We start from the raw sequence: 23,567 nt of genomic DNA, 5'->3' as shown, positions 1-23,567 counted from the left end.
ACGGGAGCCCTCGCGCTCCCGTCCGGGCCTTCTTCGTTTCACTGCTTCGCCAGGGCCGCCTTCTGTTCGGCCTGCGTGTCCCGCACGTGCCTGCCGGCGACGTCCACCGTCACCTCGTGGAGCGTGCCGGTGAACTCGAAGGGCGCCTGGTAGCGCTGGCTGACGGCGGAGCTCTCGTCCCGACCGCAGGTGAGCCCCTCCCCCAGGCTGATGGCCACCGGCATGGTCGCGTCGATGGTGCTCTGCGCCACCAGGTCCCCGTTGATGTAGAGCCGTCCGCGTCCGGGAGTGCCCCGCCCCACCTTGAGGTCCGGCTCGCCGGTGGGCTCGAACTCGAACCTCAGCTCCGAGCGCCCCTCCGGCACGTCCACCGCCGACTCGATGTGGAACTCCTGCTCGCCCAGGTAGTTGTAGGCGTAGTGCAGCTTGTGGTCCTGGATGAAGAACGTGTAGCCGCCGGTGAGGCCGCCGTGGCTGAGCAGCACGCCCTGCGTGTCCCGCGTCACCTCCGCGTCCGCGGTGATGGTGTGGGGCCGGTTGAGCACGTGCACCGCCGCGTTCTCCGGCGCGGGGGACGTGTGCGGCCGGTACACGTAGCGCGTGCGGTCCTTCGTGAGCTGCGGGCGCTCCAGCGCGAACACGGCGCGGGTGGGCGACGCGAGCGGCAGCACCTGGTAGCGCCCGGCCTCCGCGTACCAGAGGGCGATCATCTCGATGAGCTTGCCCCGGTGCTCCTGCGCCACGTTCCGCGTCTCGGAGCAGTCCTCCGCCACGTGGTACAGCTCCCAGCCGCGCTCATCCAGCTCGCGCAGCCGGCCCTCGTCGAGCATGGACTCGCCGAAGCCCTCCTGGGCCTCCGTGAAGGACGGGCCGGGGAACGGGCACACCGCGCGCCAGCCGTCGTGGTAGATGGCGCGCGAGCTGAACATCTCGAAGTACTGCGTGCGGTGGCGGCTGGGCGCGTTCCCGTCGTTGAACGTGTGCCGGAAGCTGACGCCCTCGATGGGTGACTGGGTGACGCCGCGGATCTCCGCCAGCGGCTCCAGGCCCAGGCAGTCCAGCACCGTGGGCACCATGTCGATGGCGTGCGCGTACTGCGTGCGCACCTCGCCCTTCGCCTCGATGCCCCGGGGCCAGTGGACGAGGAACGGGTCGGTGGTGCCGCCTCGGTACGTCTCCCGCTTCCAGCGGCGGAACGGCGTGTCCCCCGCCCAGGCCCAGCCCCACGGGTAGTGGTTGAAGTGCTTCGGGCCGCCCAGGTCCTCCATGGCCGCCAGGTTCTGCTCCAGCGACTCCGGCGCGTTGTTGAAGAACTTCAGCTCGTTCACGGAGCCGTGCGGCCCGCCCTCCGCGCTGGCCCCGTTGTCCGACAGCACCATGATGAGCGTGTTGTCCAGTTCGCCGGTGTCCTCCAGGAACCGCAAGAGCCGCCCGATGTGGTGGTCCGTGTGCTCCAGGAAGCCCGCGAACACCTCCATCATCCGCGCGTAGAGCCGCTTCTCCTCCGGCGGCAGCGAGTCCCACTCCTGCACGTCCGGATCATGCCGCGACAACTGCGTGCCCGGCGGCACCACGCCCAGCTCCAACTGCCGCTGGAACACCCGCTGGCGGTAGGCGTCCCAGCCGTCGTCGAACTGGCCCGCGTACGCGTCCGCCCACTCGCGCGGGACGTGGTGGGGCGCGTGCATGGCGCCCGTGGCGAAGTAGAGGAAGAAGGGCTTGTCGGGCGCGACCTGCTTGGTGTCCGCGATGCAGTCGATGGCGCGGTCCACCAGGTCCGGGGTGAGGTGGTAGCCCTGCTCGGGCGTGCCGGGCGGGCGGATGGCGTGGTTGTCGTGGACGAGGTCCGGGTAGTACTGGTGCGTGTCCCCGCCCAGGAAGCCGTAGAAGCGCTCGAAGCCGCGGCCCAGCGGCCAGCGCGAGTACGGCCCGGCGGCGCTCGTCTGCTCCGCGGGCGTCAGGTGCCACTTGCCAATGGCATACGTGTTGTAGCCGGCCTCCATCAGCATCTCGGAGAGGAAGCCGTTCTCGAAGGGGATGGTGCCGTTGTAGCCGGGGTAGCCCAGCGACGTCTCGGTGATGGTGCCCATCCCGTTGGAGTGGTGGTTGCGGCCGGTGAGGACGCACGAGCGCGTGGGCGAGCACAGCGCGGTGGTGTGCATGTTGTTGTAGAGCAGCCCGCCCCTGGCCAGCCGGTCCAGGTTCGGCGTGCGGATGGGCGAGCCGTAGCAGCCCAGGTGCCCGAAGCCCGTGTCATCCAGGATGATGAACAGGACGTTGGGCGCGCCGGGCTTCGAGCGCAGGGGCGAGGGCCACGCGGGGGACGACTGCTCCCAGGTGCGGCCGATGACACCGGGGAAGGGACTGCCGGGCTTGTATTCCTTGAGGGACATGGGCGAGCGCGCCTCCACGCGAAGCGAAGTGTTCTCTTGCGTGAGGTGCATCGCCCCGGGAGGCAGCGAATCTGCCCCCAGGACGGAGGCGGCCGGACCCAGGCCCTGGCCGCCTCCTGCTTCACACCGCGCTCACGTCACCGGGAACGGGTTGCGCTCGTGGAACTGGCGCTGGTGGAAGTACGGGTACGGCCAGGGGGTGGCGCTGGCGGCGTCCAGCGTGGCCACCTGCGCGGGCGTGAGGTTCCAGCCGACGGCGCCCAGGTTCTGGCGGAGCTGCTCCTCCGTGCGCGCGCCGATGATGACGTTGGACACGGTGGGCCGCTGGAGCACCCAGTTGAGCGCCACCTGCGGCACCGTCTTGCCCGTCTCCTGCGCCACGGCGTCGAGCGCGTCCACGACCTTGAAGAGGTACTCCTCCGGCACCTGCGGGCCGCCGGCCGCGGTGGCGGGGTTGTTGAGGCGGCTCAGCTCCGGCTTCGGCGCGCCCCGGCGCAGCTTGCCGGTGAGCCGGCCCCAGCCCAGCGGGCTCCACACCACCGCGCCCACCTTCTGGTCCTGCGCGAGCGGCATCAGCTCCCACTCGTAGTCGCGGCCCACGAGCGAGTAGTAGGCCTGGTGGGCCACGTAGCGCGCCAAGTTGTAGCGCTCCGACACGGCCAGCGACTTCATCAGGTGCCAGCCGGAGAAGTTGGAGCAGCCGAGGTAGCGGATCTTCCCCGCGCGCACGAAGCCGTCCAGCGTGTTGAGGACCTCCTCCACGGGCGTCACCGCGTCGAAGGCGTGGAGCTGGAACAGGTCGATGTAGTCCGTCTTCAGCCGGCGCAGCGATGCCTCCACGGCGCGCGTGAGGTGGAAGCGCGAGGAGCCCACGTCGTTGGGGCCCGGGCCCGCGCGGAAGGTGGCCTTGGTGGAGATGATGGCCTTGTCGCGCCGGCCCTCCAGCGCCTTGCCGAGAATCTCCTCCGCGAGCCCGGCGGAGTAGCCGTCCGCGGAGTCGAACATGTTCACGCCCGCCTCCAGCGCGATGTCCACCAGCCGCGTGGCCTCCTTCACGTCGCTGGAGCCGAAGCCCTTGAAGAACTCACCCGAGCCGCCGAACGTGCCCGTGCCCAGGCTGAGGACGGGGACCTTGAAACCAGAACCGCCAAGCTGCCGGTATTCCATGACACACACCTCGTGACGAACCGGGGAAGGAAAGGCGGCCCACGTAACGGGCCGTGGCGCGGCGCGCAACCGTCTTTACCCGGGTTGCGCGAAGTGCTTGATGCGGCGCGGGGGGCCGCCCATCATGCGCGCGCCTTCCCGGGCGGGGAGGCAGGGGTCCAGGTTCCACGTGAGCACATCCGCGACACCCGCATCCGGCCGCCCCCCCATCCTGCGGGCGCTGGGCTATCTGCGCCGCTACCGCCTGGAGGCGGTGGGGGCGCTCGTGTCGCTGCTGCTCGTCTCCGTGGCGAACCTGGGCGCGCCGCAGATGATCCGCATCGCCATCGACCAGGGGCTCGCGCGCGGAGAGGCGCGGCCCGTGTGGCTGGCGGTGGGGGGCCTGGTCGCCATCGCGCTGGGGCGCGGCCTGTTCAACTTCCTGCAGGGCTACCTGGCGGAGCGCGCGTCACAGGGCGTGGCGTTCGACCTGCGGGACGCGCTCTTCGCGCGCATCCAGCGGCTGTCCTTCAGCTACTACGACCAGGCGCAGACGGGGCAGTTGCTCACGCGGCTGACGAGCGACGTGGAGGCGGTGCGCACCTTCGTGGGCGGCGGCATCGTGCAGTTCGCGGCGGCGGCGGCGATGCTGGTGGGCTGCGCGGGGCTGCTGGTGTACCTGGATCCGCTGCTGGCGCTGGCGGCGCTCGCGACGGTGGCGCCCATCCTGCTGGTGATGCGCGCGTTCATCCGGCGGATGCGGCCCATGTACGGCCAGCTCCAGGCGCTGCTGGGCTCGCTCAACACCACGCTCCAGGAGGACCTGCGCGGGCTGCGCGTGGTGCGCGCCTTCTCCGCCGAGTCGCGGGAGCTGGAGCGCTACGGGAAGACGAACGCGGAGCTGAAGGAGAAGAACCTGCGGGTGGTGGACGCGCTGGCCAGCAACTTCCCCTTCATCAGCTTCTTCGCCAACCTGGGCACGCTGGTGGTGGTGGGCGTGGGCGGCTGGCGCATCTTCCACGAGCGGCTGACGCTGGGGGAGCTCATCGCCTTCAACAGCTACCTGGCCTTCCTGCTGATGCCCCTGATGACGCTGGGCTTCATCGCGGCCAGCATGTCCCGGGCGAGCGCGTCCGCGCAGCGCGTCTTCGAGCTGCTGGACACGGCGGTGGAGGTGTCCGACCGCCCGGGCGCGGTGCCGCTGCCGCCCCTGCAAGGGCGCATCGAGCTGCGCGACGTGCGCTTCCGCTACGCGGGCGGCGAGCGTGAAATCCTGCGGGGCGTGAGCGTGACGCTGGAGCCCGGGCAGCTCGTGGCGGTGCTGGGCACCACCGGCTCCGGCAAGAGCACGCTCATCAACCTGCTGCCGCGCTTCTACGACGTCACCGGGGGCGCGGTGCTGCTGGACGGGCAGGACGTGCGGGACGTGACGCTCGCGAGCCTGCGCTCGCAGATTGGCGTGGTGCTCCAGGACGCGCTGCTGTTCTCCGGCACGGTGCGGGAGAACATCGCCTACGGGCGCCCGGAGGCGACGCAGGCCCAGGTGGAGGCCGCGGCGGAGGCGGCCCAGGCGGCGGAGTTCATCCGCGAGCTGCCCCAGGGCTACGACACGGTGGTGGGCGAGCGCGGCGTGGGGCTCTCCGGCGGGCAGCGGCAGCGGCTGGCCATCGCGCGGGCGCTGCTCACGGATCCGCGCCTGCTCATCCTGGACGACAGCACGTCCGCGGTGGACGCGCGCACGGAGACCGCCATCCAGGGCGCGCTGGACATGCTGATGCGGGACAAGCGCAGGACGGCCATCGTCATCGCCCAGCGCATCAGCACCGTGCGGGACGCGGACCTCATCCTGGTGCTGGACGAGGGGCGCATCGCCGCGAAGGGGCGCCACGAGGAGCTCAAGGCCACCAGCGAGCTGTACAACGACATCCTCGGGTCGCAGCTCCTGCCCCCGCGCCAGGAGGGAGCGGCATGAGGCGGCCGGGAAGCCTTGAGTCCATGGTGGAGCTGGAGGCGGACCGCGCGAACCAGCGCGGCAAGGTGCTGCGCAGGCTGCTGGGCGAGCTGCGTCCGCACACGCGCGCGCTCGGCTCCGCGCTGGTCTTCATCCTGGTGGGCGCGGCGTGCCAGGCCCTGGGGCCGTACCTGGTGAGCCGGGCCATCGACCGGGACATCGGCGCGGGGGACGGCTGGGGGCTGACGCGGACGCTGGCGGTGCTGTTCGTCATCTACGGGGTGGGCGCGCTGTCGCAGCAGGCGCAGACGCGGCGGGTGGGCCACACCGGGCAGCGCGTGCTGGCGGACCTGCGCCAGCGCCTCTTCGAGCGGCTCCAGCGGCTGCCGCTGTCGTGGTTCGACCGCCGCCCCCTGGGCGACCTGATGAGCCGCCTGCTGAGCGACGTGGACACGCTCAACCAGCTCTTCACGCAGGGGCTGACGCAGTTGCTGGGCTCCGTGCTGGGGCTGGTGGGGGTCATCATCGCGATGTTCGCGATGAACGTGCGCCTGGCGCTGGCGTGCTTCTCCCTCATCCCCGCCATCGTGCTCACCACGTGGTTCTTCGCGTCGCGGGCGCGCAACGCCTACCGCAAGACGCGGCAGACGGTGGGCGACGTGACGGCGAACCTCCAGGAGGAGATTGGGGGCGTGCGGCAGGCGCAGGCCTTCAACCGCACGGAGAAGAACATCGAGCGCTTCCGCGACCGCAACGCGGCCAACCGGGACGCGAACGTGGCGGCGGTGGGCATCACGTCCGCGTTCTCGCCGGCCATCGACCTGCTCTCCACGCTGTCCATGGCGCTGGTGATTGGCTACGGCGGCGTGCTGACGCTGAGCGGGCAGCTCACGGTGGGCGGCGTGGCGGCGTTCCTCATCTACGTGCAGCAGTTCTTCCGGCCGGTGCAGTTGGCCGCGACGGTGGCCGCGCTGATGCAGTCCGCGCTGGCGGGAGCGGAGCGCATCTTCGCCATCCTCGACGAGACGCCGGAGCCGCCGGACGCGCCCGGGGTGGTGGAGCTGGGGCCGCTGCAGGGGCAGGTCGTCTTCGAGGGCGTGTCCTTCGGGTACGACGCGGCCCGGCCGGTGCTGCGCGACGTGTCCTTCCGCCTGGAGCCCGGCCAGACGCTGGCGCTGGTGGGGCGCACGGGCGCGGGCAAGACGACGGTGGCCAGCCTGGTGCCGCGCTTCTACGACGTCACGGGGGGCACGGTGCGCGTGGACGGGCATGACGTGCGCCAGGTGACGCGCACCAGCCTGCGCCGGGGGATGGCCATGGTGCTGCAGGAGCCCTTCCTCTTCAGCGGGAAGGTGGCGGACAACATCGCCTACGGGAAGCCGGACGCCACCCGCGAGGACGTGGAGGCGGCGGCGAAGGCGGTGCACGCGCACGACTTCATCACCCGGCTGCCGCAGGGCTACGACACCGTGCTGGGCGAGGGCGGCGCGACGCTCAGCCAGGGGCAGCGGCAGTTGCTCGCGTTCGCTCGCGCGGTCATCGCCAATCCGCGGGTGCTCATCCTGGACGAGGCGACGGCGAACATCGACACGCGCACGGAGGCGCTCATCCAACTGGCGCTGGGGCAGTTGCTGTCCGGCCGCACGAGCATCGTCATCGCGCACCGGCTCAACACCATCCGCCACGCGAACCTCATCCTGGTGCTGGAGCGCGGCACCGTGGTGGAGCAGGGCACCCACGAGGAGCTGCTCGCGAAGGGCGGGCTCTACGCGGAGCTGTATCACCAGCAGTTCCGCGACACGCCGGAGCCGACGGTCAAGGCGCTGGGCTGAGCGCGCGTAGGGCTGGCCCCGGGGCCTTGATTCCCGGTGGAGGCGCATCGCGCTTGCACGGCCGCCCGCCCCTCGTTACCCAGCGGCCGAGGGTGCGGCGCCCGCGGCGTGCGCTTCGCGGCGGCGGTCCCCATCTCCAGCATTCACTGCATGGGAGACGGGCGCGCACCCCTTCCACCTCTTCCGGGAGCAGGCATGGCAGGCAGTCGAGGGACAGCGTTGGTGACGGGCACGTCCGCGGGAATCGGCGCGGTGTACGCGCGGAGGCTGGCGGCGCTCGGGTATGACCTGGTCCTCGTCGCCCGGCGGGAGGAGCGGCTGAAGGCGCTGGCGGCGGAGCTGACGGCGGCGCATGGCATCCGGGCGGAGGTGCTGCGGGCGGACCTCTCGGTGCACGCGGACCTCCAGCGGGTGGCGGCCCGCGCGGCGGGCGAGGACCTCACGCTGCTCATCAACAACGCGGGCGTGGGCGGCTACGGCCCCTTCGCGCAGGTGGAGCCCGCGGCGCTGGAGGGGCTGGCGAACCTGCACATGATGGCGCCGATGCTGGCCACGCGCGCGGCGCTGCCCGGCATGCTGGCGCGGGGCCGGGGCGCGGTCATCAACGTCGCCTCCCTGCTCGCCTTCTCCGGCGCGATGCCGCCGGGCCCCCTGCCCCACCGGGCCACCTACGCGGGCGCGAAGGCGTTCCTCGTCCACTTCACCCGCACGCTCGCGGGCGAGCTGCGCGGCACGCCCGTGGTGGCGCAGGTCGTCTGTCCGGGCATGACCTTCACGGAGTTCAACGGCGGCTACCCCGGCACCATGTCGCCGGAGGACGTCGTCACGGCGTCGCTCGTCGCGCTGGAGCGCGGTGAGACGGTCTGCGTCCCGGGGTTGGAGGCCGCGGAGGCCCTCACGGCCCTGGAGAAGGCGGAGGCCGCGCTGCTGCGGGGGGCGACCCACGCGCTGGCCGGGCGGTACCGGACGGCCTGAAACACATTGGCTGCACCTGCATCCATTTGGGCGTTCATCTGCACGGAGGAAGCACCCATGAGCGGAACCTCGACGCGACCCGCGGAGAAGAGCGGCACCTTCAAGCTGGGCGGGGACCTGCCGGTCCACCGGCTGGGCTACGGCGCGATGCAGTTGACGGGCCCTGGCATCTGGGGCCCGCCCAAGGACCGGGCGGAGGCGGTGCGCGTGTTGCGCCGCGCGCTGGAGCTGGGCGTGGACTTCATCGACACGGCGGACTCGTACGGCCCCTACGTCAGCGAGGAGATCATCGCGGAGGCCCTGCACCCCTACGCCAAGGGCGTGGTGGTGGCGACGAAGGCGGGCCTGGTGCGCACGGGCCCCAACGAGTGGCATCCGGTGGGCGCGCCGAAGTACCTGCGCCAGGAGCTGGAGATGTCGCTGCGCCGGCTGAAGCTGGAGCGCATCGACCTGTACCAGTTGCACCGCATCGACCCGAAGGTCCCGGTGGAGGAGTCGCTGGGCGAGCTGAAGGCGCTGCAGAAGGAAGGGAAGATCCGCCACATCGGCCTGTCGGAGGTGTCGGTGGAGGAGATTCAGCGGGCGCGCAAGGTGGTGGACATCGTGTCGGTGCAGAACCGGTACAACCTGACCGACCGCGTGCACGAGAAGGTGCTGGACTACTGCGAGAAGGAGAACCTGGGCTTCATCCCGTGGTTCCCGCTGGCGACGGGCGGTCTGGCGAAGCCGGGGAGCACGCTCGACTCCGTGGCGAAGAAGCACGACGCGACGCCCGCGCAGATCGCCCTCTCCTGGCTGCTGGCGCGCTCGCCGGTGATGCTGCCCATCCCGGGAACGTCCTCCGTGAAGCACCTGGAGGAGAACCTCGCGGGCGCGGAGGTGAAGCTCAGCAAGGAGGAGCTGGCCGCCGTGGACGCGCAGGCGTCGGGGCGCTGACCGCACTTCAGGTGGCGAGCGTCCGCCGGCCACGAATCTTCGTGAAGGCGTGAGAGCTCAGGTAGGCGTAGCTCTGGGGTGCACGCAGCTCCGGCGAGATATCCCCCAGGGGGAAGGGCTTCGCGAAGACGTGGACCCTTCCCACCTGGATGGCGACGCCGCCCTCGCATCGCGAGAAGTAGCGGTCGTAATCCTCCTTCAGGATGCCCCCCACCCTCGAGTAGCGGCGCCAGAGCTGCTCGGGAGGGGCCTCGTCGATCCCCAGGATGTCGAAGAAGCCGACGACCTGCTTCACCGGGCTGGAGGAGTAGACGACGACGTGTGAGACCTCCCGGCGGAAGGCGCGTTTGCGGAACTCGACCCGCTTGAGGCCTTCCAGGATGGGCGTCGCATACCGGGGCTGGATGGGCAGCAGGACTACAGACCGAGGCGTTGGCGAAGCCACTCACGACCTCCCTGCTGGACCGTGGTGATGGACTGCGGAGGGCCGTTGAGCACTCCATGACGACAGAGGTCTCCGAGAGGAATGGGCTCCTTCAGGATGGCCGCTTGTCGGAACAGGATGGCGAGCACTTCGCCATTCGAGCACAGCGTCTGCATGTCGCGAAGTGAGAACACCGTGCGTTTTCCCACCGTGGCGGCGATCTCCTCGGCATTCGCGGATACCAGCGTCTGCTCCGCGATGCCCACGACCGTCACGGCCTTCTGGGAGTGGCTCAGGTAGAACAGCAGGGACGCACCGGGTTCTATCTGCCGGATCAACGCCCGGCACAGGTACGCCTTCCGCAAGCCATTCCCGAAGGGATGGATGCCGGGCTCCAGCGACAACTGCGAATCCGCGTCTGGAAAGAGCAGGTGATGGAACCGGGGCTCGATGGGGACAATGAAGGATGGCACGTCGAACTTCATCGCGGGCGGCCCGTGGCGCACATGGAAGTCGAGCGGTGAAAGCACTTCGGGCGCATCCCCTGCACGCATTCGTTTCACGAGGACGAGCTCGCCTGATTCCGTACGCCCCTCCACCTGGAAGCCGAAGTCCTCGAACACAGCAATGAGCGCGCCCTGGCGCTCGTAGGCTGTCACGTAGACGAAGTCGTGCCCGTTCTTCGAGACGTGCTCGAAGACGCTCTTGAGCAGAAGTTCCCCCAAGCGGCGTCCCTGATGCGCGGGCGCGACCTTGAACGTGCAGAGCTTCAGCGTGCGGCCCTTGAGGTCCAGCACACCCTCCTCATCCTTGATGAGGCACAGCGCGGCCAGATGACGCCCCTGGCCCCGCACCACCCAGCATCGGCGGTGCTCCATCTGGCATCTGCGGAACCAACCGTCGAACGGCGGGTAGTCCCCTCGGAGGCTGTCGAAGAATGGGTCCTCCACGTCAACATCATGCGCGAACGTGAACTCCACCGCGGGCGGAGGCCGAGCGAATCTGGCTCGCAAGCCCTGCACCATGGCGAGGGCTTCGCTGACCGTGACAACGCGTTCCTTCAATCCGACGCGCTTCGCCTTCCGGTGAATGCGCAGATCCTCCGTCACCAGGACGCCCACGGCGTTGGACCGCACGGCGGCCAGCAACTGGTGATCTACCCAATCATTCGAGTGGAGCTCGGGGCTCCCCAGGACCTCGTCCCAGCTCGCGGGAACGGGAGGCGGCGCGGGGAGTGGGAGGTACTTGCCGAGCAGCAATTCGCGAAGGCGGCGGCGTGCTTCATCGCGGTCCCGCTCGACATCCACCTTGATGGCTGGATGGATGAAGAGCTGATAGCCAGCCTCTTCAATGGCTCTCACCAGCCGGGTCGCGGGTTCCATCATTGCCTCAACCTGTTCGGGAGAGGTGGGCTCCAATGGAATCAAGACGTTCGTATCGATCAAGAGCTTCGTGACATCCCCCTCACTGCTGTCATGAGGCGTGAAGCCTACTCACGAGTCTGACACGCGTCACGTTCCGGCGGCGTCGGGGCGCTGACCGCGTACGGGGTCACACCACCGGGCTTCGCATTTCCACGAGGCCCGTTGGAGACTCCTGCCATGTCCATCCGCTCCTTCCGTGGAAGCGCCGCCGCGCTCGGTCTGCTCACGCTGTCCGCCTGCGGCTCCGGCGACGACCCGTCCTCCCGGCGCTTCCGCGTGCGCATCGAGAACGTGGCGCCCTTCCAGAACCTCAAGTCCGGCCGCTTCGACACGAAGGTGAGCGGCAACTCACCGGGCCCGCTGGCCCCGGGCGATACCTACGAGTTCAGCTTCACCGCGGGCCGCACCCACCGCCTGTCCTTCGCCGCCATGCTCGGCGCGTCCAACGACTGGTTCTTCGGCACCGAGCCCGCGGGCATCCCGCTCTACGCCTCCGACGGGAAGCCACTGGTCGGCAACATCTCCGCCCAGGTGGTCCTCTGGGACGCGGGCACGGAGGTGAACGAGGAGCCCGGCGTGGGCGCGCACACCGGTCCGAAGCAGGCCACCTCCCCGGACGGCCCGGGCCTCCAGGACCCCGACCCCACCGTGCGGCGCGTGGGCGTCAGGACCGTGCTCAGCAACGGCCAGCAGTTCTCCATGCCGGGCGTCCTGACGATGATCCGCGTGCAGGTGGCCCACGACGAAGCCACGCACCGCTTCACCGTGCGCATCGAGAACGTCTCCGACGACCGCACCACCCTGAGCACCTCCGAGGGCTTCAAGCCCGTGCGCATCTCCCCCGGGGTCTGGGTGGTGGGCGCCGGCAATGAGCCCCTCTTCACCGAAGGGCAGCCGGACCGGGGCCAGGGCCTGGAGGCGCTCGCGGAGGGCGGCGACGCCACCGCCCTGGACACCTGGCTCCAGCCGCTGAACGGCGTGGCCACGCCCCTGTCACCGGGCGTCTTCGCCGTGCACAACGCCGCCTCGCCGCTGTTCACGGAAGGCGCGCTGGACCGGGGCCAGGGGCTGGAGGCGCTCGCGGAAGGCGGCGATGCCTCGCGGCTGGCCAGCGCCCTCGCGTCCACGCCGCCCACGGGCGTGAGCAGGTCCGGCACCTTCGACACGCCCGTGGACGCGGCCTCCCCCGGGCCCCTCCCGCCGGGCCACGCCTACGCGTTCACCGTCAACGCCCGCCCCGGCGACCGGTTGTCCTTCGCGACCATGTTCGGCCAGTCCAACGACTGGTTCTTCGGCCCCGACGAGCAGGGCGTCCCGCTCTTCGACAAGGCCAACGCCCCCGTGACGGGAGACATCACGTCCAAGGTGTACCTGTGGGACGTGGGCACGGAGCTGGACGAGGAGCCCGCCGTGGGCCCGCACCAGGGCGCCCCCGAGTGGACCGTGGACACCGACAAGGCCGTGCGCCGGGTGCCCCCGTCACGCTACGGCACGCCCCTGTCCCAGCACCTGCGCGTCACCCTCGCGACGGAGTAGCCGCGGGCCACGCCTCAGACGGCCTCGCGCTCCAGGGTGTCCTCGTCGTCGGGCTCCGCCGCGGGGCCGTCCTGGAAGGCGCTGGGCAGCAGGCTGAAGGGCAGCACCTTCGCCAGCGCCGCCAGGAGCAGGATGCCGCCCGGCGCGGCGAAGATGGCCAGCGCGGGGATGGCCTTCGCCACGTCGATGAGCTGCGCGCGCATGCGCTGACGCTCGTCGGCGGTGAGCTTCTGTCGCCGCGCCGCCTTGGTGAGCAGCACGGCCAGGTCGCCCGTCTCGCGCGCCTCCTGCATGAGCCGGTGGAAGTTCTTCTCCAGCGTCTCCTGCATGCCGCCCATGAGCTCCTCGCCCATGGCGCCCGCCGCGTCCGACACGGTGAAGACATCCACCAGCGAGCGGTGCCGCGCGTAGAACTCCGCCATCTCCAACTCCAGCCGGCGCAGCTCCGCGTGGGGCACGTGCAGCGCGCCCGCCAGCGTGTCGATGAAGGCCCGCTCCCGCCGCGTGCGCCGGCCGTCCACCAGCGCCGCCAGCAGCGCCTGCTCCAACAGCAGGTGCCGCATGTCCACGCTGCGCACGCGGCGCACCACGTCCCGCACGTCTCGCTTGCGCTCGAAGGACTGGCGCACCGCGGCCTTCACCTCGCCCTCCAGCGCGTGCGGCAGCCGCAGCCCCTCCACCTGCCGGAGGATGGCGCGGCGCGCGGGGGCGCTGGGCTCGCGGTCCACGCACGCGAGCGCCGTGAGCACGTCCACGAGCAGCGCCTTCTGCCTCGCCGCGAAGTCCCGCCGCCGCTCCGCCACCGCGCGGGACAGCCGCCCGCTCGCGAACACATCAATGGCCTGCCGGCAGAACAACTGCGCGTCCGCGTACTGCGCGCCATTGTGCAGCACCAGCCCGTACACCGGGTCCCCGGCCAGCGACGGCGCCCGCTTGTCGAGCGCGTCCTCCACCCGGCCCACCATCCGCCGGGGCACCGGCAGCCCCGCCGCGAGCCTCGCGTCCAGCGCCATGGCCAGGTCCAGCTCGCCCGCCAGCACCGCGAAGAGCACCAGCAACTGCTCCACCCGGGGACCCTCCGGCGCGTCCATCACCCGCGCCAGGTCCAGCGCCATGCGCGCCAGCGTGCGCACCACGGCCTGGAACAGCTCGTCCTCCACGGCGCGGGGCGGGACGTCGAAGGGCTCACCGCCGTCCACCGGCGAGGGCAGCGGCACGGGCGTGCCATAGACGAGCCCCGTGGCGCGCAGCGTGCGGCGCAGGAAGGCGCGGCCCCGGGCCCGGCCGGAGGCGGCTTCCGGAAGCGGCGGGGCCGGGACGGGCGCGGGGGAGCGCGCATGCGCGGCGACCACGTCCGTCAGGAGCGCGGCCAGCCAGGTCCCCCTTCCAAAAACCAGCACCGCCACCGGTACACCCCTCGAAAGCGCGCGGCCGGAGCTTCCCCCTCGGGCGCGCTGAGGCGGGGAATAACCCAGCCGCCTCCGGGATGCCACTCGACCCCGGGCGCACGCGGGCGTCCGGCAACGGATGCTGATGGCTGGCGGAAAAAACAGCGCGCCCGTCCACCCAGGGCGGACGGGCGCGGCGCGAGAGGCCCTCGCGGCGGGAAGACCTACAGCGCGGTGGCCTTGCCCGGCTCCAGGGCGAGCACCTTGGTGGCGGCCCGGGTCTTCTTCAGCTCGGTGGTGAGCGCGTCCGGGGTGCCGGCCAGGGCGGGGAAGGTGCCGTAGTGCATGGGCACCACGGTCTTCACCTTCAGCAGCTTCGCGGCGACGGCGGCCTGCGCGGGGTCCATGGTGAAGTGGCCGCCAATGGGGAGCAGGGCCACGCCGGGCTTGAACTGCTCCGCGATGAGGGCCATGGACTGGAAGGCCCCGGTGTCACCCGCGTGGTACAGCGTGGGGCCGTTGGCGATTTCGATGACGAAGCCCAGGGGCGCGCCCGCGTACTGCGACGCGGCCTTGGGGTCCGCCTGGTAGCTGCTGGAGTGGACCGCCTCCACCAGGTGGATGGTGGCGTCCTTCACGGTGAACGTCCCGCCCGCGTTGGCGCCCACGGCCTGCGCCTCCGGCAGGCCCAGCAGGTTCACCAGCTCGAAGGAGCCGTACACCTTGGCGCCCGTCTTCTGGGCCAGGGCCTTCGTCTCACCCACATGGTCGAAGTGGCCGTGGGTCACGAGGATGGCGTCCACCGCCTCCGGCCAGGTGGCGCCCTGCGGCGCCTTGGGGTTGGTGAGCCACGGGTCGATGGCGAAGGTCGCGCCGCCCGGCGTCTTCACCACGAAGGCGGCGTGGCCCCACCACGTCACCTCCGTCTTGCCCGCCGTGGCCGGCGCCTTGCCCGCCGCCGCCTTGCCCGGCGCCTTCGCGTCGGCCTTGGGAGCCGCCGGCGTGCCCTGCGCGAAGGCCGCGCCCGCGACGCCCAGCACCGCGCCCACCACCACTGCCTTCAGCTTGTTGCCCATCGTTGTCCACTCCAGGAGGAAGGAAAGAGACGACATGTCGCCGCGCCGCCCGGGGGCGCCGCACGGCCGGGGCGCGACATACCACCCCGCCAGGGAGGCGGAAGGGGGCTGGCGCGTCCGGTTGCCTTGGGAAGGACACATGCCTTCATCCACCCACGGCGGGGGTTTGTGGCCCCGGGGAGGATGCAGCGCGCTACGCTCGCCGGCCGCGTGGACCATCGATTCCAAGTCAGCCTCCGTGGGGTCATCGACCTCCTGTCCCACCACCTGTACAGCTCGCCCGGGGTCTACGTGCGGGAGCTGCTCCAGAACGCCACGGACGCCATCCGCGCCCGCCAGCGGATGGAGCCCGGGGTCACGGGCACGGTGGGGCTGGAGCTGCGGGAGAAGCAGGACGGCGGGCCGCCCACCCTGCTCTTCACGGATGACGGCGTGGGGCTGACGGAGGAGGAGATCCACCGCTTCCTGGCCACCATCGGCGAGTCCTCCAAGCGCGAGCAGTTGGAGGCCCGGCGCAACGACTTCATCGGGCAGTTCGGCATCGGCCTCCTGTCGTGCTTCATGGTGTGCGACGAGCTGCTGGTGGTGACGCGCTCGGCGAAGGGGGACGGGCGGACGCTGGAGTGGCGGGGCCGGCACGACGGCACGTACGACGTGCGCGTCTCCGAGCACCCGCTGGACGCCCCCGGCACGCACGTCTACCTGGTGGCCCGCGCGGACATGACGGAGTGGTTCACGCCGGAGCGGGTGCGCCAGTTGGCGAGCCACTACGGCGGCCTCTTGCCCTTCCCCGTGCGGCTCACGGTGGACGGGCGGACGGAGCCGCTGAACCCGGATGGCCCGCCCTGGCGCCGCTTCCACGAGACGGCGGCGGACAAGCGGCGGGCGCTGCTCGCGTACGGGCGCGAGGTGTTCGGCACGGACTTCCTGGATGTGATTCCACTGCGCTCGGAGGCGGGGGACGTGGACGGCGTGGCGTACGTGCTGCCGGCGTCGCCGCACTTCAACGCGAAGCAGAAGCACCGCGTGTACCTGAAGCAGATGCTGCTATCGGAGAGCGCGGAGAACCTGCTGCCGGAGTGGGCGTTCTTCGTGAAGTGCGTGGTGAACGCGAACGGCCTGAGGCCCACCGCGAGCCGCGAGTCCTTCTACGAGGACACGGTGCTGGCGAAGGCGCGCGAGGCCCTGGGGCAGTCCCTGCGCCAGTACCTGATGGACCTGGCGCACGAGGACCCCCGGGCGCTGCAGCGGTTGATCGCGCTGCATGGATTGTCGGTGAAGGGGCTGGCGCTGGACGACGATGACTTCTACCGGCTGGTCATCGACTGGTTGCCGTTCGAGACGTCGCTCGGGGTGATGACGTTGGCGGACTACCGGCGGTCCTGGCCGGTGGTGCGCTACACGCCGACGCTGGACGGGTTCCGTCAGGTGGCGCGGGTGGCGGCGGCGCAGGGGCTGTGCGTGTTGAACGCGGCGTACACGCACGACACGGCGCTGCTGGAGAAGCTGCCGCACGTGGTGCCGGAGGCGCAGGTGGCGGCGTTCTCGTCGGCGGACCTGCCGCAGAGCTTCGAGGAGCTGACGCTGGACGAGCGCGAGGCCGTCTATCCGCTGCTGCGTCTGGCCGAGCGGGTGCTGGCGCCGTTCCGCTGCGGGGTGGAGGTGAAGAAGTTCTTCCCGGCGGAGGTGCCCACGCTCTACAGCTCGGACGCGGAAGGGGCGTTCAAGCGGGACGCGGCGCGGGCGCGCGAGGAGTCGGACGACCTGTACGCGGGCGTGCTGGACGGGGTGATGGCGGGCACGGGCGGGCAGGACCGCGCGCTGCTCTGCCTCAACCTGCACAACCCGGTGGTGCGCCGGCTGGCGGCGGTGGAGGGGCGGGAGCTGCTGAAGCTGTCGGTGGAGATGCTCTACGTGCAGGCGCTGCTGTTGGGACAGCACCCGCTGAACGCGCAGGAGATGGCGCTCTTGAACCATGGATTGCTGGGGCTCATCTCCGCGAGGCTGGATGACAGTGGCGGAGGGGGCGGCTCGTCGGGCCCGGGCTCGCGGGGGATGCACTGATGGCGGACTGGCGCCAGCAGGTGGAGGCCCTGCGAGGGCAGGCGGACGCGCTGCCGGAGGGCGACGCGAAGGTGCGCGCGCTGGAGGAGGCGGTGCGGCTGACGGACGTGCACGGCGACGTGCCGCTCGGGTACGAGCTGCGGGACGCGCTCATCGACGCGGCGACGTTCGGGGGGTATCCGGACAAGGCGCTGGTGGCGTTCGCGTGGTGCCGGGGGCAGCAGAAGAAGGACCCGCAGCGGTTCGACCCGGAGGACATGCTCTGGAAGCAGAAGTGGGTGGTGGGCCGGCTGGACGAGTTCCCGCACATCAGCCGCAAGCAGATTTCAGACGCGCTGGATGACGTGGAGCAGAGCTTCGCGAAGCTGGACGCGGGCAAGCGGGCGGCGCTGAAGCTGCGCTACCAGATGGCGCGGGACATGGGCGACACGGAGGACGCGGAGCGCCTGTGGGAGGCGTGGCTCGTCACGCCCCGGGACCACCTGACGGACTGCCGCGTCTGCGAACTGGACGACGAGCTGGACCACCACGTGGACAAGGGCGAGTGGGAGCAGGCCATCCAGAAGGCGAAGCCCATCCTGGACGGGCGCCAGTCCTGCGCGGAGATTCCGCACCTGACGCTGGGCACGCTGCTGTATCCGTTCTTCAAGCTGGAGCGGCTGAAGGAAGCGCGGGACTGCCACGTGCGCGGCTACGCGATGGTGGCGAAGAACCGCGAGTTCCTCTCCACGGTGGGAGAGCACCTGGAGTTCCTGGCGCTGACGGGCAACCTGTCGCGAGGGCTCACGCTGCTGGAGAAGCACCTGGGCTGGGCGCTGGAACACTCCAGCTACCGGGACCGGTTCAGCTTCTACGCGGCGGCGTCGTTCCTGGTGGGCCAGGTGGTGGCGGACGGTCGCGACGAAGTGAGTCTGCGCTTGCCGCGAGCGTTCCCGCTGCACGCGGTGGACGGAGGCTACGGGACGCGAGCGCTGAAGGACTGGCTGGAGTCGCAGGCGCGCGACATCGCGGCGCGGTTCGACGCGCGCAACGGGACGAAGCGGTTCGCGGGGCTGCTGGCGCGCAATGAGGTGCTGGCGAAGGAAGCGCGGCTGTTCCCGTTGGATTGAAGGGAGCGCCGCAACATGACGGGCTCAAGCTGGGCGACTGCACCAAGGACGTCTGGCGCGACTTGAGCAAAGCGGTTGGCTCGGCGTGCAAGACCCAGAGCATGAGCTGTAACGCCACGATGTCCTGCGTGGACTTGACGGTTCAATGGAACCGTTTTGAGAACTGCATCCAAGCGCGTAGGACCTTGATGAACCGGTGCTTTCGCGGCGGCGATGCGGAGCATGGGAGACACCCGAACTCGTTCGGGACTTCGGGGGGCGCCACTGGAAGGACGTCCCACGGGAGAAGGTGCGCGACCATGCGGCGCACCTCTCGCTGTTCAGCCCGGAGGCAATGACCTACTACCTTCCGGCCTATCTCAACGCGGCGCTCGTGGATCTGGATGTACGCGACTTCCTCCTGTCCTCACTGACCATTTCGGATGAAGCACAGCCAGACCTGCGCTCCTTCTTCCTTCGCAGGTTTGACCGATTGAGCCCTCTTCAAAGGAGCGCCATCCGGATGTTCCTCATCCACATGAGGGACGCGTCCACTTCACCTATCTCCAAGCAGTCCTGGTCCCAAGCATTGGAGACGTATTGGGACCTGCCGGCGGAATGACGTCCGCGCTCAGCGCTTCAACTTCGAGAACGGATTGTTGAACGGCTCCGGCTTCTTCTGCGGCGGAGCCTGCGTCGCGGGCTTCTGCGCGGGCCGCTGCTGCTGCGCCGGTGCGCTCGCGGGCTTCGCCTGCGGCGCCCCACCCTCCAGCACCGCCCGCACGGACAAAGCCAACCGCTTGCGCGCCAGGTCCACGGACAGGACCTTCACCGTCAGCCGGTCGCCCACCTTGGCCACCTCCGAGGGGTCCTTGATGAAGCGCGCCGCCAACTGCGACACGTGCACCAGGCCGTCCTGATGCACGCCCACGTCCACGAACGCTCCGAACGCCGTCACGTTCGTCACCACGCCCTGCAACACCATCCCCTCCTTCACGTCCTCCAGCGCGCGCAAATCGTCCCGCGTCGCGTGCGCCGTGAAGTCTCCTCGCGGGTCCCGGCTCGGCTTCTCCAGCTCCGCCAGGATGTCCTTCAGCGTCAGCTCGCCCAGCTCCGGCCCCAGGTAGCGCTTCGCTTCAATCTGGCGCACCAGCGCCGCGTTCCCCACCAGCGACGCCACGTCCACGCCCAGGTCCTTCGCCATCCGCTCCACGACCGTGTAGCGCTCCGGGTGCACCGCGCTCGAATCCAGCGGCTCCGGCCCTCGCACCCGCAGGAAGCCCGCCGCCTGCTCGAACGTCTTCGGCCCCAGGCCGCTCACCTTGAGCAGCTCCCGCCGCGTCGTGAAGCGCCCCTTCGCCGCCCGGTGCGCCACCAGCTTCTTCGCCAGGGACGGCCCCACGCCCGACACGTGCTCCAACAACTGCGGTGACGCCGTGTTCACGTCCACGCCCACCGCGTTCACGCACGAGTCCACCACCTCGCCCAGCTTCTTCTTCAAGAGCCCCTGGTCCACGTCGTGCTGGTACTGCCCCACCCCGATGCTCTTCGGGTCGATCTTCACCAGCTCCGCCAGCGGATCCTGCAAGCGCCGGCCAATCGACACCGCCCCGCGCAGCGACACGTCCAGCTCCGGGAACTCCTCCCGCGCCACCTCCGACGCGGAGTAGATGGACGCCCCCTGCTCGCTCACCGACACCACCGGGACCTGCACGCCCATCGCCTTCAGCGTGTCCCGCGTGAAGACCTCCGCCTCGCGGCTGCCCGTGCCGTTGCCCACGGCGATGAGCTCCGGCTTGTGCTTGCGCACCACCGCCTCCAGCAGCTTCGCCGCGCGCGCCCGCTCGTCCGCGCTCCGCTCCGAGTAGAGCGTCGTCGTCTCCACCACCGTCCCCGTCGCGTCCAGCATCACCAGCTTGATGCCCGTGCGCAGCCCCGGGTCCAACGCCAGCACCGCCCGGGCCCCCGCGGGCGCCGCCAGCAACAGGTGCCGCAGGTTCTCCCCGAACACCCCGATGGCGCCCTTGTCCGCGCGCTCCTTCAGCTCCGCCCGCAGCTCCGACTCCAGCGACGGCCCCATCAGCCGGTCCCACCCGTCCTCCACCGCCGCGCGCAGCTCGCCCGCGAACAGCGACTGCGGCCGCGTCACCACGCGCCCGGTGAAGAGCCCCTTCACCTCGTCGTCCGGCAGGCCCAGCTTCACCTTCAGCACGCCCTCCTCCTCCCCGCGCAACAGCGCCAGCACGCGGTGGGACGGGGCCTGGGACAGCGGCTCCTCGTGGCCGTAGTAGTTCTCGAACTTGGTCGTCTCGCCCTTCTTCGCGGGCACCACGTCCGAGCGCAGCGTGCCCCGCCGCGTGCACAGGTCGCGGGCCTCGCGGCGCAGCTTCGCGTCCTCCGCCACCCGCTCCGCGCAGATGTCCCGCGCGCCCGCCAGCGCCTGCGCCACGTCCGCCACGCCCTTGTCCGCGTTCACGTAGGGCTTCACGCGCGCATCCAGGTTCTCCCCGCGCTGGCCCTCCTGCTTCCACACCAGGTCCGCCAGCGGCTCCAGCCCCTTCTCCCGGGCGATGGCCGCGCGCGTGCGGCGCTTGGGCTTGTACGGCAGGTACAGGTCTTCCAGCTCCGCGCGCGTGCGCGCCGCCAGGAGCGCCTTCTTCAGCTCCGGCGTCAGCTTCCCCTGCTCCTCGATGCCGCGCAGGATGGTGTCGCGCCGCCCATCCAGCTCCGCGCGCTCCGTGGCCTTGTCCAGGATGGACTGGATTTGAACCTCGTCCAGGCCCCCCGTGGCCTCCTTGCGGTAGCGCGCGATGAAGGGGACCGTGCCTCCCTCTTCGTGCAGTGCGAGGGTCCGGTCCACCTGCTCCGGCTTGATGCCCAGCTCCTGGGCCAACGCGGCGGCATAGACGTGCATGGCGCCCGTCTATACCCCGGCCCGCGCGCGCCTCCCAGAGACGCGCCGCTCTCACGTCCCCCAATGAAAAGGGCCGCGCGGGGAGTGTCCCCACGCGGCCCGCTCCTTCACATCACGTCCCTCCGGCTCAGGCCGGCTGGATGTCGCTGTTCTTCACGCGGAAGGTCTTCGCGGTGAACTTCGCCTCCAGGTCGCTGTCCGCGCGCTTGGAGTAGTCCTTGGCCACCTCTCCGGCGGGGATGAGGTGGAAGGTGGCGAGCGTCTCGTCCCCATTCACCTCCACCAGCACGAAGCCGTGCGAGTCCGCGTCCGCGAAGCGCAGGCCCGGGTTGGACGCCATCAGCGTCTTCTCCATCTCCACGACGGCGTGCTGGTACACCGGCGCCCCCGTGGCGTAGCCCGCGCCAATCAGCGCCAGGCTGGCCAGGCTCTTGATGGAGCCGGAGGTGATGGCCGGCGCCGTCAGCGTGGGCACGCCCTCCTCCACCGACGCGAACGACGCGTGGATGTCCCCGGAGATGAACAGCGTGTTCGTCACGCCCGCGGCCTTCAGCGTGTTGAGCATCACCTTCTTCTTCGTGGGGAAGCCGTCCCACTGGTCCACGCTGAAGTAGAAGCGCTGGCGCAGCGTCGGGTCCGTGATGTCCGCCTGCTGCCGGAAGTCCCAGATGAGCGCCGACAGCGACGTGGAGCTCACCACCATCTTCCAGGTGTTCGTCGCCGCGGTGAGCGTCTCCTGGAACCACTTCTCCTGGTCCGGGCCGAACACGTCCTCGCTCTTGCCCTGGGAGAGCTGGTACTTCACCGCCGCGAACAGGTCGAACGTGTCCTTCACCACCACGTAGCGCGAGCCCTGGATGTTGAAGAGCGCCGCCTTGCCCATGTGCGCGTACGCCAGGCCCCGGGGCTTGTCCGCGGGCGGAATCACCAGCGACTTGTTCACCGCCGCCAGCACCTGGTTCACGTAGTAGAGCGCCACCGGCCCCGCCACCCACTTGCCGGCCTTCTGCGCGGCCTCCGCGTCCGTCAGGCCCGCCGCCTTCGCCTGGCTCAGGTACACGCCCAGCAGCACCTGCTTCTGGTTCGCGTACGCCGCGTCGTCGATGTTCACGTACGCGAACGTGTCCGTCTGGAACGTGGCCTTCACCGCGTCCGGCTGGCCCTGGAGCGCCGCGCCCAGCAGCGTCTGGTCCAGCACCACGCCGCCCGGATAGGCGTCCTCCGGGATGAGGTGGTCCGGCCGGTAGCTGCGGTAGTCCGTCACCAGCAGCTTCAGGTGCTTGCCGTACTCGAAGTCACGGTAGATGCGCGAGTTGGGGAAGCGCGGCTCGCTGCCCACGTCGATGGCGCCCGCGGCCGACTGCGCCGTGTCCAGCGGGATGTACTCCAGGAAGGCCTGCTCCGCGTTGAGCTTGCGGTCCCGCTGCGTCTCGTCCCGCTTGCCGTCCTCGTACGTGGCCACGTCCTGCCAGCAGTCGTCGGAGAACTCGTGGTCGTCCCAGACGATGATGAACGGGTAGCGCTCGTGCACGCCCTGCAACTGCCGGTCCGAGCGGGTCGTCTTGTACAGGTCGCGGTAGTTGGACAGCGAGTTCGCCGCCAGGAACGCGGTGAGGCCCGAGCCCTGCGGCAGCGCCTCGTCCGGCGCGCTGAAGCGCACGGCCCGGCCGCCGTCGCCGGACTGGAAGGACGTGTCGCCCGTCGTCTCGTAGACGTAGTCCCCCAGGAACACCACGAAGTCCAGGTCCGCGTCCAACTGCAACAGCCGCTGCCAGGCGTTGTAGTAGCGGCCAATGAAGTCCTGGCAGCTCGCGAAGACGAACTTCACCGGCACGTCATCCCCCGCCGCGGGCGCGGTGCGCGTGCGCCCGGTGCGCGTGGTGTGCTTCTGGCCGTCCTTCTCGTAGGAGAAGCGGTAGTAGTACGTCGTGCGCGCGGACAGCCCGGTGACCTTCACCTTCAGCGCGTGGTCATGCTCCGCCCGCGCCGTCAGGTCCGTCTTGTCCAGCACCAGCGTCTTGAAGTCCTCCGTCGGGGAGACCTCCAGCCGCAACGGCAGGTCCGACCCGGCGCGGTCCTTGTCCTCCACGCGCACCCACAACACCACGCTGTCCGGACGCGGATCCCCCGACGCCAGCGACTGCGGGAAGTAGGGCGAACCCTCCGACGGCTGCGTCGAGTCGTCGTCGGAGCATCCAAAGGTCGTCGTCGCCGCGACGGCGACCACGGCTTGCAGGAACGTGCGGCGTTTGAAGGGGTTGAACAAGGCGATGGACTCCCGCGGGAAGCAGGGGTGAAGGGGCTCCCGGCCCGCGAAGTCTAGAGGCCCTCCTCCCTCCACACGAAACATCCCGGCGACAGCCCGGTGATGACCGTGCGCGTCACGCCCCCCAATCCCTCTCACGGTGAAGAAAAAGGGG

At 70.3% G+C, this 23,567-nt stretch carries 16 protein-coding genes and 1 pseudogene; 9 read left to right on the top strand and 8 right to left on the bottom strand.

Annotation, left to right across the window (positions count from 1 at the left end; genetic code table 11):
• Window positions 1-38: 38 nt before the first annotated feature.
• On the bottom strand, window positions 39-2,393 hold the full coding sequence (locus K8612_RS26920; RefSeq protein ID WP_223764389.1) for an arylsulfatase: 2,355 nt from the start codon (window positions 2,391-2,393) through the stop codon (window positions 39-41).
• A 132-nt stretch (window positions 2,394-2,525) separates the two neighbouring features.
• On the bottom strand, window positions 2,526-3,560 hold the full coding sequence (locus K8612_RS26915) for an aldo/keto reductase (protein ID WP_223764388.1): 1,035 nt from the start codon (window positions 3,558-3,560) through the stop codon (window positions 2,526-2,528).
• A 169-nt stretch (window positions 3,561-3,729) separates the two neighbouring features.
• Between K8612_RS26915 and K8612_RS26910 the strand changes: the two genes are divergently transcribed.
• The 4 genes from K8612_RS26910 to K8612_RS26895 all read left to right on the top strand — a co-directional run bounded on the left by K8612_RS26910 (window position 3,730) and on the right by K8612_RS26895 (window position 9,233).
• Complete coding sequence (locus K8612_RS26910; RefSeq protein WP_223741223.1) at window positions 3,730-5,511, top strand: ABC transporter ATP-binding protein; 1,782 nt, start codon at window positions 3,730-3,732, stop codon at window positions 5,509-5,511.
• Window positions 5,508-7,322, top strand: coding sequence for an ABC transporter ATP-binding protein (locus tag K8612_RS26905; protein ID WP_223764387.1), 1,815 nt, complete (start codon window positions 5,508-5,510; stop codon window positions 7,320-7,322). The genes K8612_RS26910 and K8612_RS26905 overlap by 4 nt, the downstream gene beginning before the upstream one ends.
• 195 nt (window positions 7,323-7,517) lie before the next feature.
• Window positions 7,518-8,297: an SDR family oxidoreductase gene (locus tag K8612_RS26900; protein WP_223764386.1), complete on the top strand. Its 780-nt coding sequence runs from the start codon at window positions 7,518-7,520 to the stop codon at window positions 8,295-8,297.
• Between the two features lie 57 nt (window positions 8,298-8,354).
• Window positions 8,355-9,233, top strand: a complete 879-nt coding sequence (locus K8612_RS26895) for an aldo/keto reductase (RefSeq protein WP_223741226.1) — start codon at window positions 8,355-8,357, stop codon at window positions 9,231-9,233.
• A gap of 7 nt (window positions 9,234-9,240) precedes the next feature.
• Here K8612_RS26895 and K8612_RS26890 read toward each other — a convergent pair whose 3' ends face one another.
• Both K8612_RS26890 and K8612_RS26885 read right to left on the bottom strand, forming a co-directional pair.
• On the bottom strand, window positions 9,241-9,678 hold the full coding sequence (locus tag K8612_RS26890; protein ID WP_223741227.1) for a hypothetical protein: 438 nt from the start codon (window positions 9,676-9,678) through the stop codon (window positions 9,241-9,243).
• Window positions 9,651-11,102, bottom strand: coding sequence for a GNAT family N-acetyltransferase (locus K8612_RS26885; protein WP_223741228.1), 1,452 nt, complete (start codon window positions 11,100-11,102; stop codon window positions 9,651-9,653). The genes K8612_RS26890 and K8612_RS26885 overlap by 28 nt, the downstream gene beginning before the upstream one ends.
• Before the next feature lie 156 nt (window positions 11,103-11,258).
• Between K8612_RS26885 and K8612_RS26880 the strand changes: the two genes are divergently transcribed.
• On the top strand, window positions 11,259-12,617 hold the full coding sequence (locus K8612_RS26880) for a spondin domain-containing protein (protein WP_223764385.1): 1,359 nt from the start codon (window positions 11,259-11,261) through the stop codon (window positions 12,615-12,617).
• Between the two features lie 14 nt (window positions 12,618-12,631).
• Here the strand turns inward: K8612_RS26880 and K8612_RS26875 are convergent, their stop codons facing one another.
• Both K8612_RS26875 and K8612_RS26870 read right to left on the bottom strand, forming a co-directional pair.
• Complete coding sequence (locus K8612_RS26875; protein ID WP_223764384.1) at window positions 12,632-14,023, bottom strand: TerB family tellurite resistance protein; 1,392 nt, start codon at window positions 14,021-14,023, stop codon at window positions 12,632-12,634.
• 206 nt (window positions 14,024-14,229) lie between these two features.
• Window positions 14,230-15,081 carry a metal-dependent hydrolase gene (locus K8612_RS26870; protein WP_223764383.1) on the bottom strand — a complete coding sequence of 284 codons (852 nt, stop codon included), beginning with the start codon at window positions 15,079-15,081 and terminating at the stop codon, window positions 14,230-14,232.
• A 210-nt stretch (window positions 15,082-15,291) separates the two neighbouring features.
• On the opposite strand from K8612_RS26870, the gene K8612_RS26865 reads away from it, so the two are divergent.
• The 4 genes and pseudogenes from K8612_RS26865 to K8612_RS26850 all read left to right on the top strand — a co-directional run bounded on the left by K8612_RS26865 (window position 15,292) and on the right by K8612_RS26850 (window position 18,855).
• A complete protein-coding gene (locus K8612_RS26865; RefSeq protein ID WP_223764412.1) occupies window positions 15,292-17,145 on the top strand; it encodes an HSP90 family protein in 1,854 nt (617 codons plus the stop codon).
• Window positions 17,142-18,254, top strand: coding sequence for a hypothetical protein (locus tag K8612_RS26860; RefSeq protein WP_223764411.1), 1,113 nt, complete (start codon window positions 17,142-17,144; stop codon window positions 18,252-18,254). The genes K8612_RS26865 and K8612_RS26860 overlap by 4 nt, the downstream gene beginning before the upstream one ends.
• Window positions 18,251-18,469, top strand: a pseudogene (locus K8612_RS39640) (hypothetical protein); the annotation flags it as partial. The gene K8612_RS26860 and the pseudogene K8612_RS39640, both read left to right, overlap by 4 nt.
• Window positions 18,451-18,855 carry a DUF6714 family protein gene (locus tag K8612_RS26850; protein ID WP_373692141.1) on the top strand — a complete coding sequence of 135 codons (405 nt, stop codon included), beginning with the start codon at window positions 18,451-18,453 and terminating at the stop codon, window positions 18,853-18,855. The pseudogene K8612_RS39640 and the gene K8612_RS26850, both read left to right, overlap by 19 nt.
• 9 nt (window positions 18,856-18,864) lie before the next feature.
• Here K8612_RS26850 and K8612_RS26845 read toward each other — a convergent pair whose 3' ends face one another.
• Window positions 18,865-21,147, bottom strand: a complete 2,283-nt coding sequence (locus tag K8612_RS26845) for a Tex family protein (RefSeq protein ID WP_223764381.1) — start codon at window positions 21,145-21,147, stop codon at window positions 18,865-18,867.
• Between the two features lie 127 nt (window positions 21,148-21,274).
• Entirely contained in the window at window positions 21,275-23,413 is a 2,139-nt protein-coding gene (locus tag K8612_RS26840) for an alkaline phosphatase (protein WP_373692140.1), read from the bottom strand.
• Between the last annotated feature and the right edge of the window lie 154 nt (window positions 23,414-23,567).

Origin of the sequence: Corallococcus sp. AS-1-6 (genome assembly GCF_020037015.1) — a bacterium.
Classification (GTDB): domain Bacteria; phylum Myxococcota; class Myxococcia; order Myxococcales; family Myxococcaceae; genus Corallococcus.
Note: the sequence above shows the minus strand (reverse complement) of the source record. Positions and strands in the feature narration are given on the sequence as shown.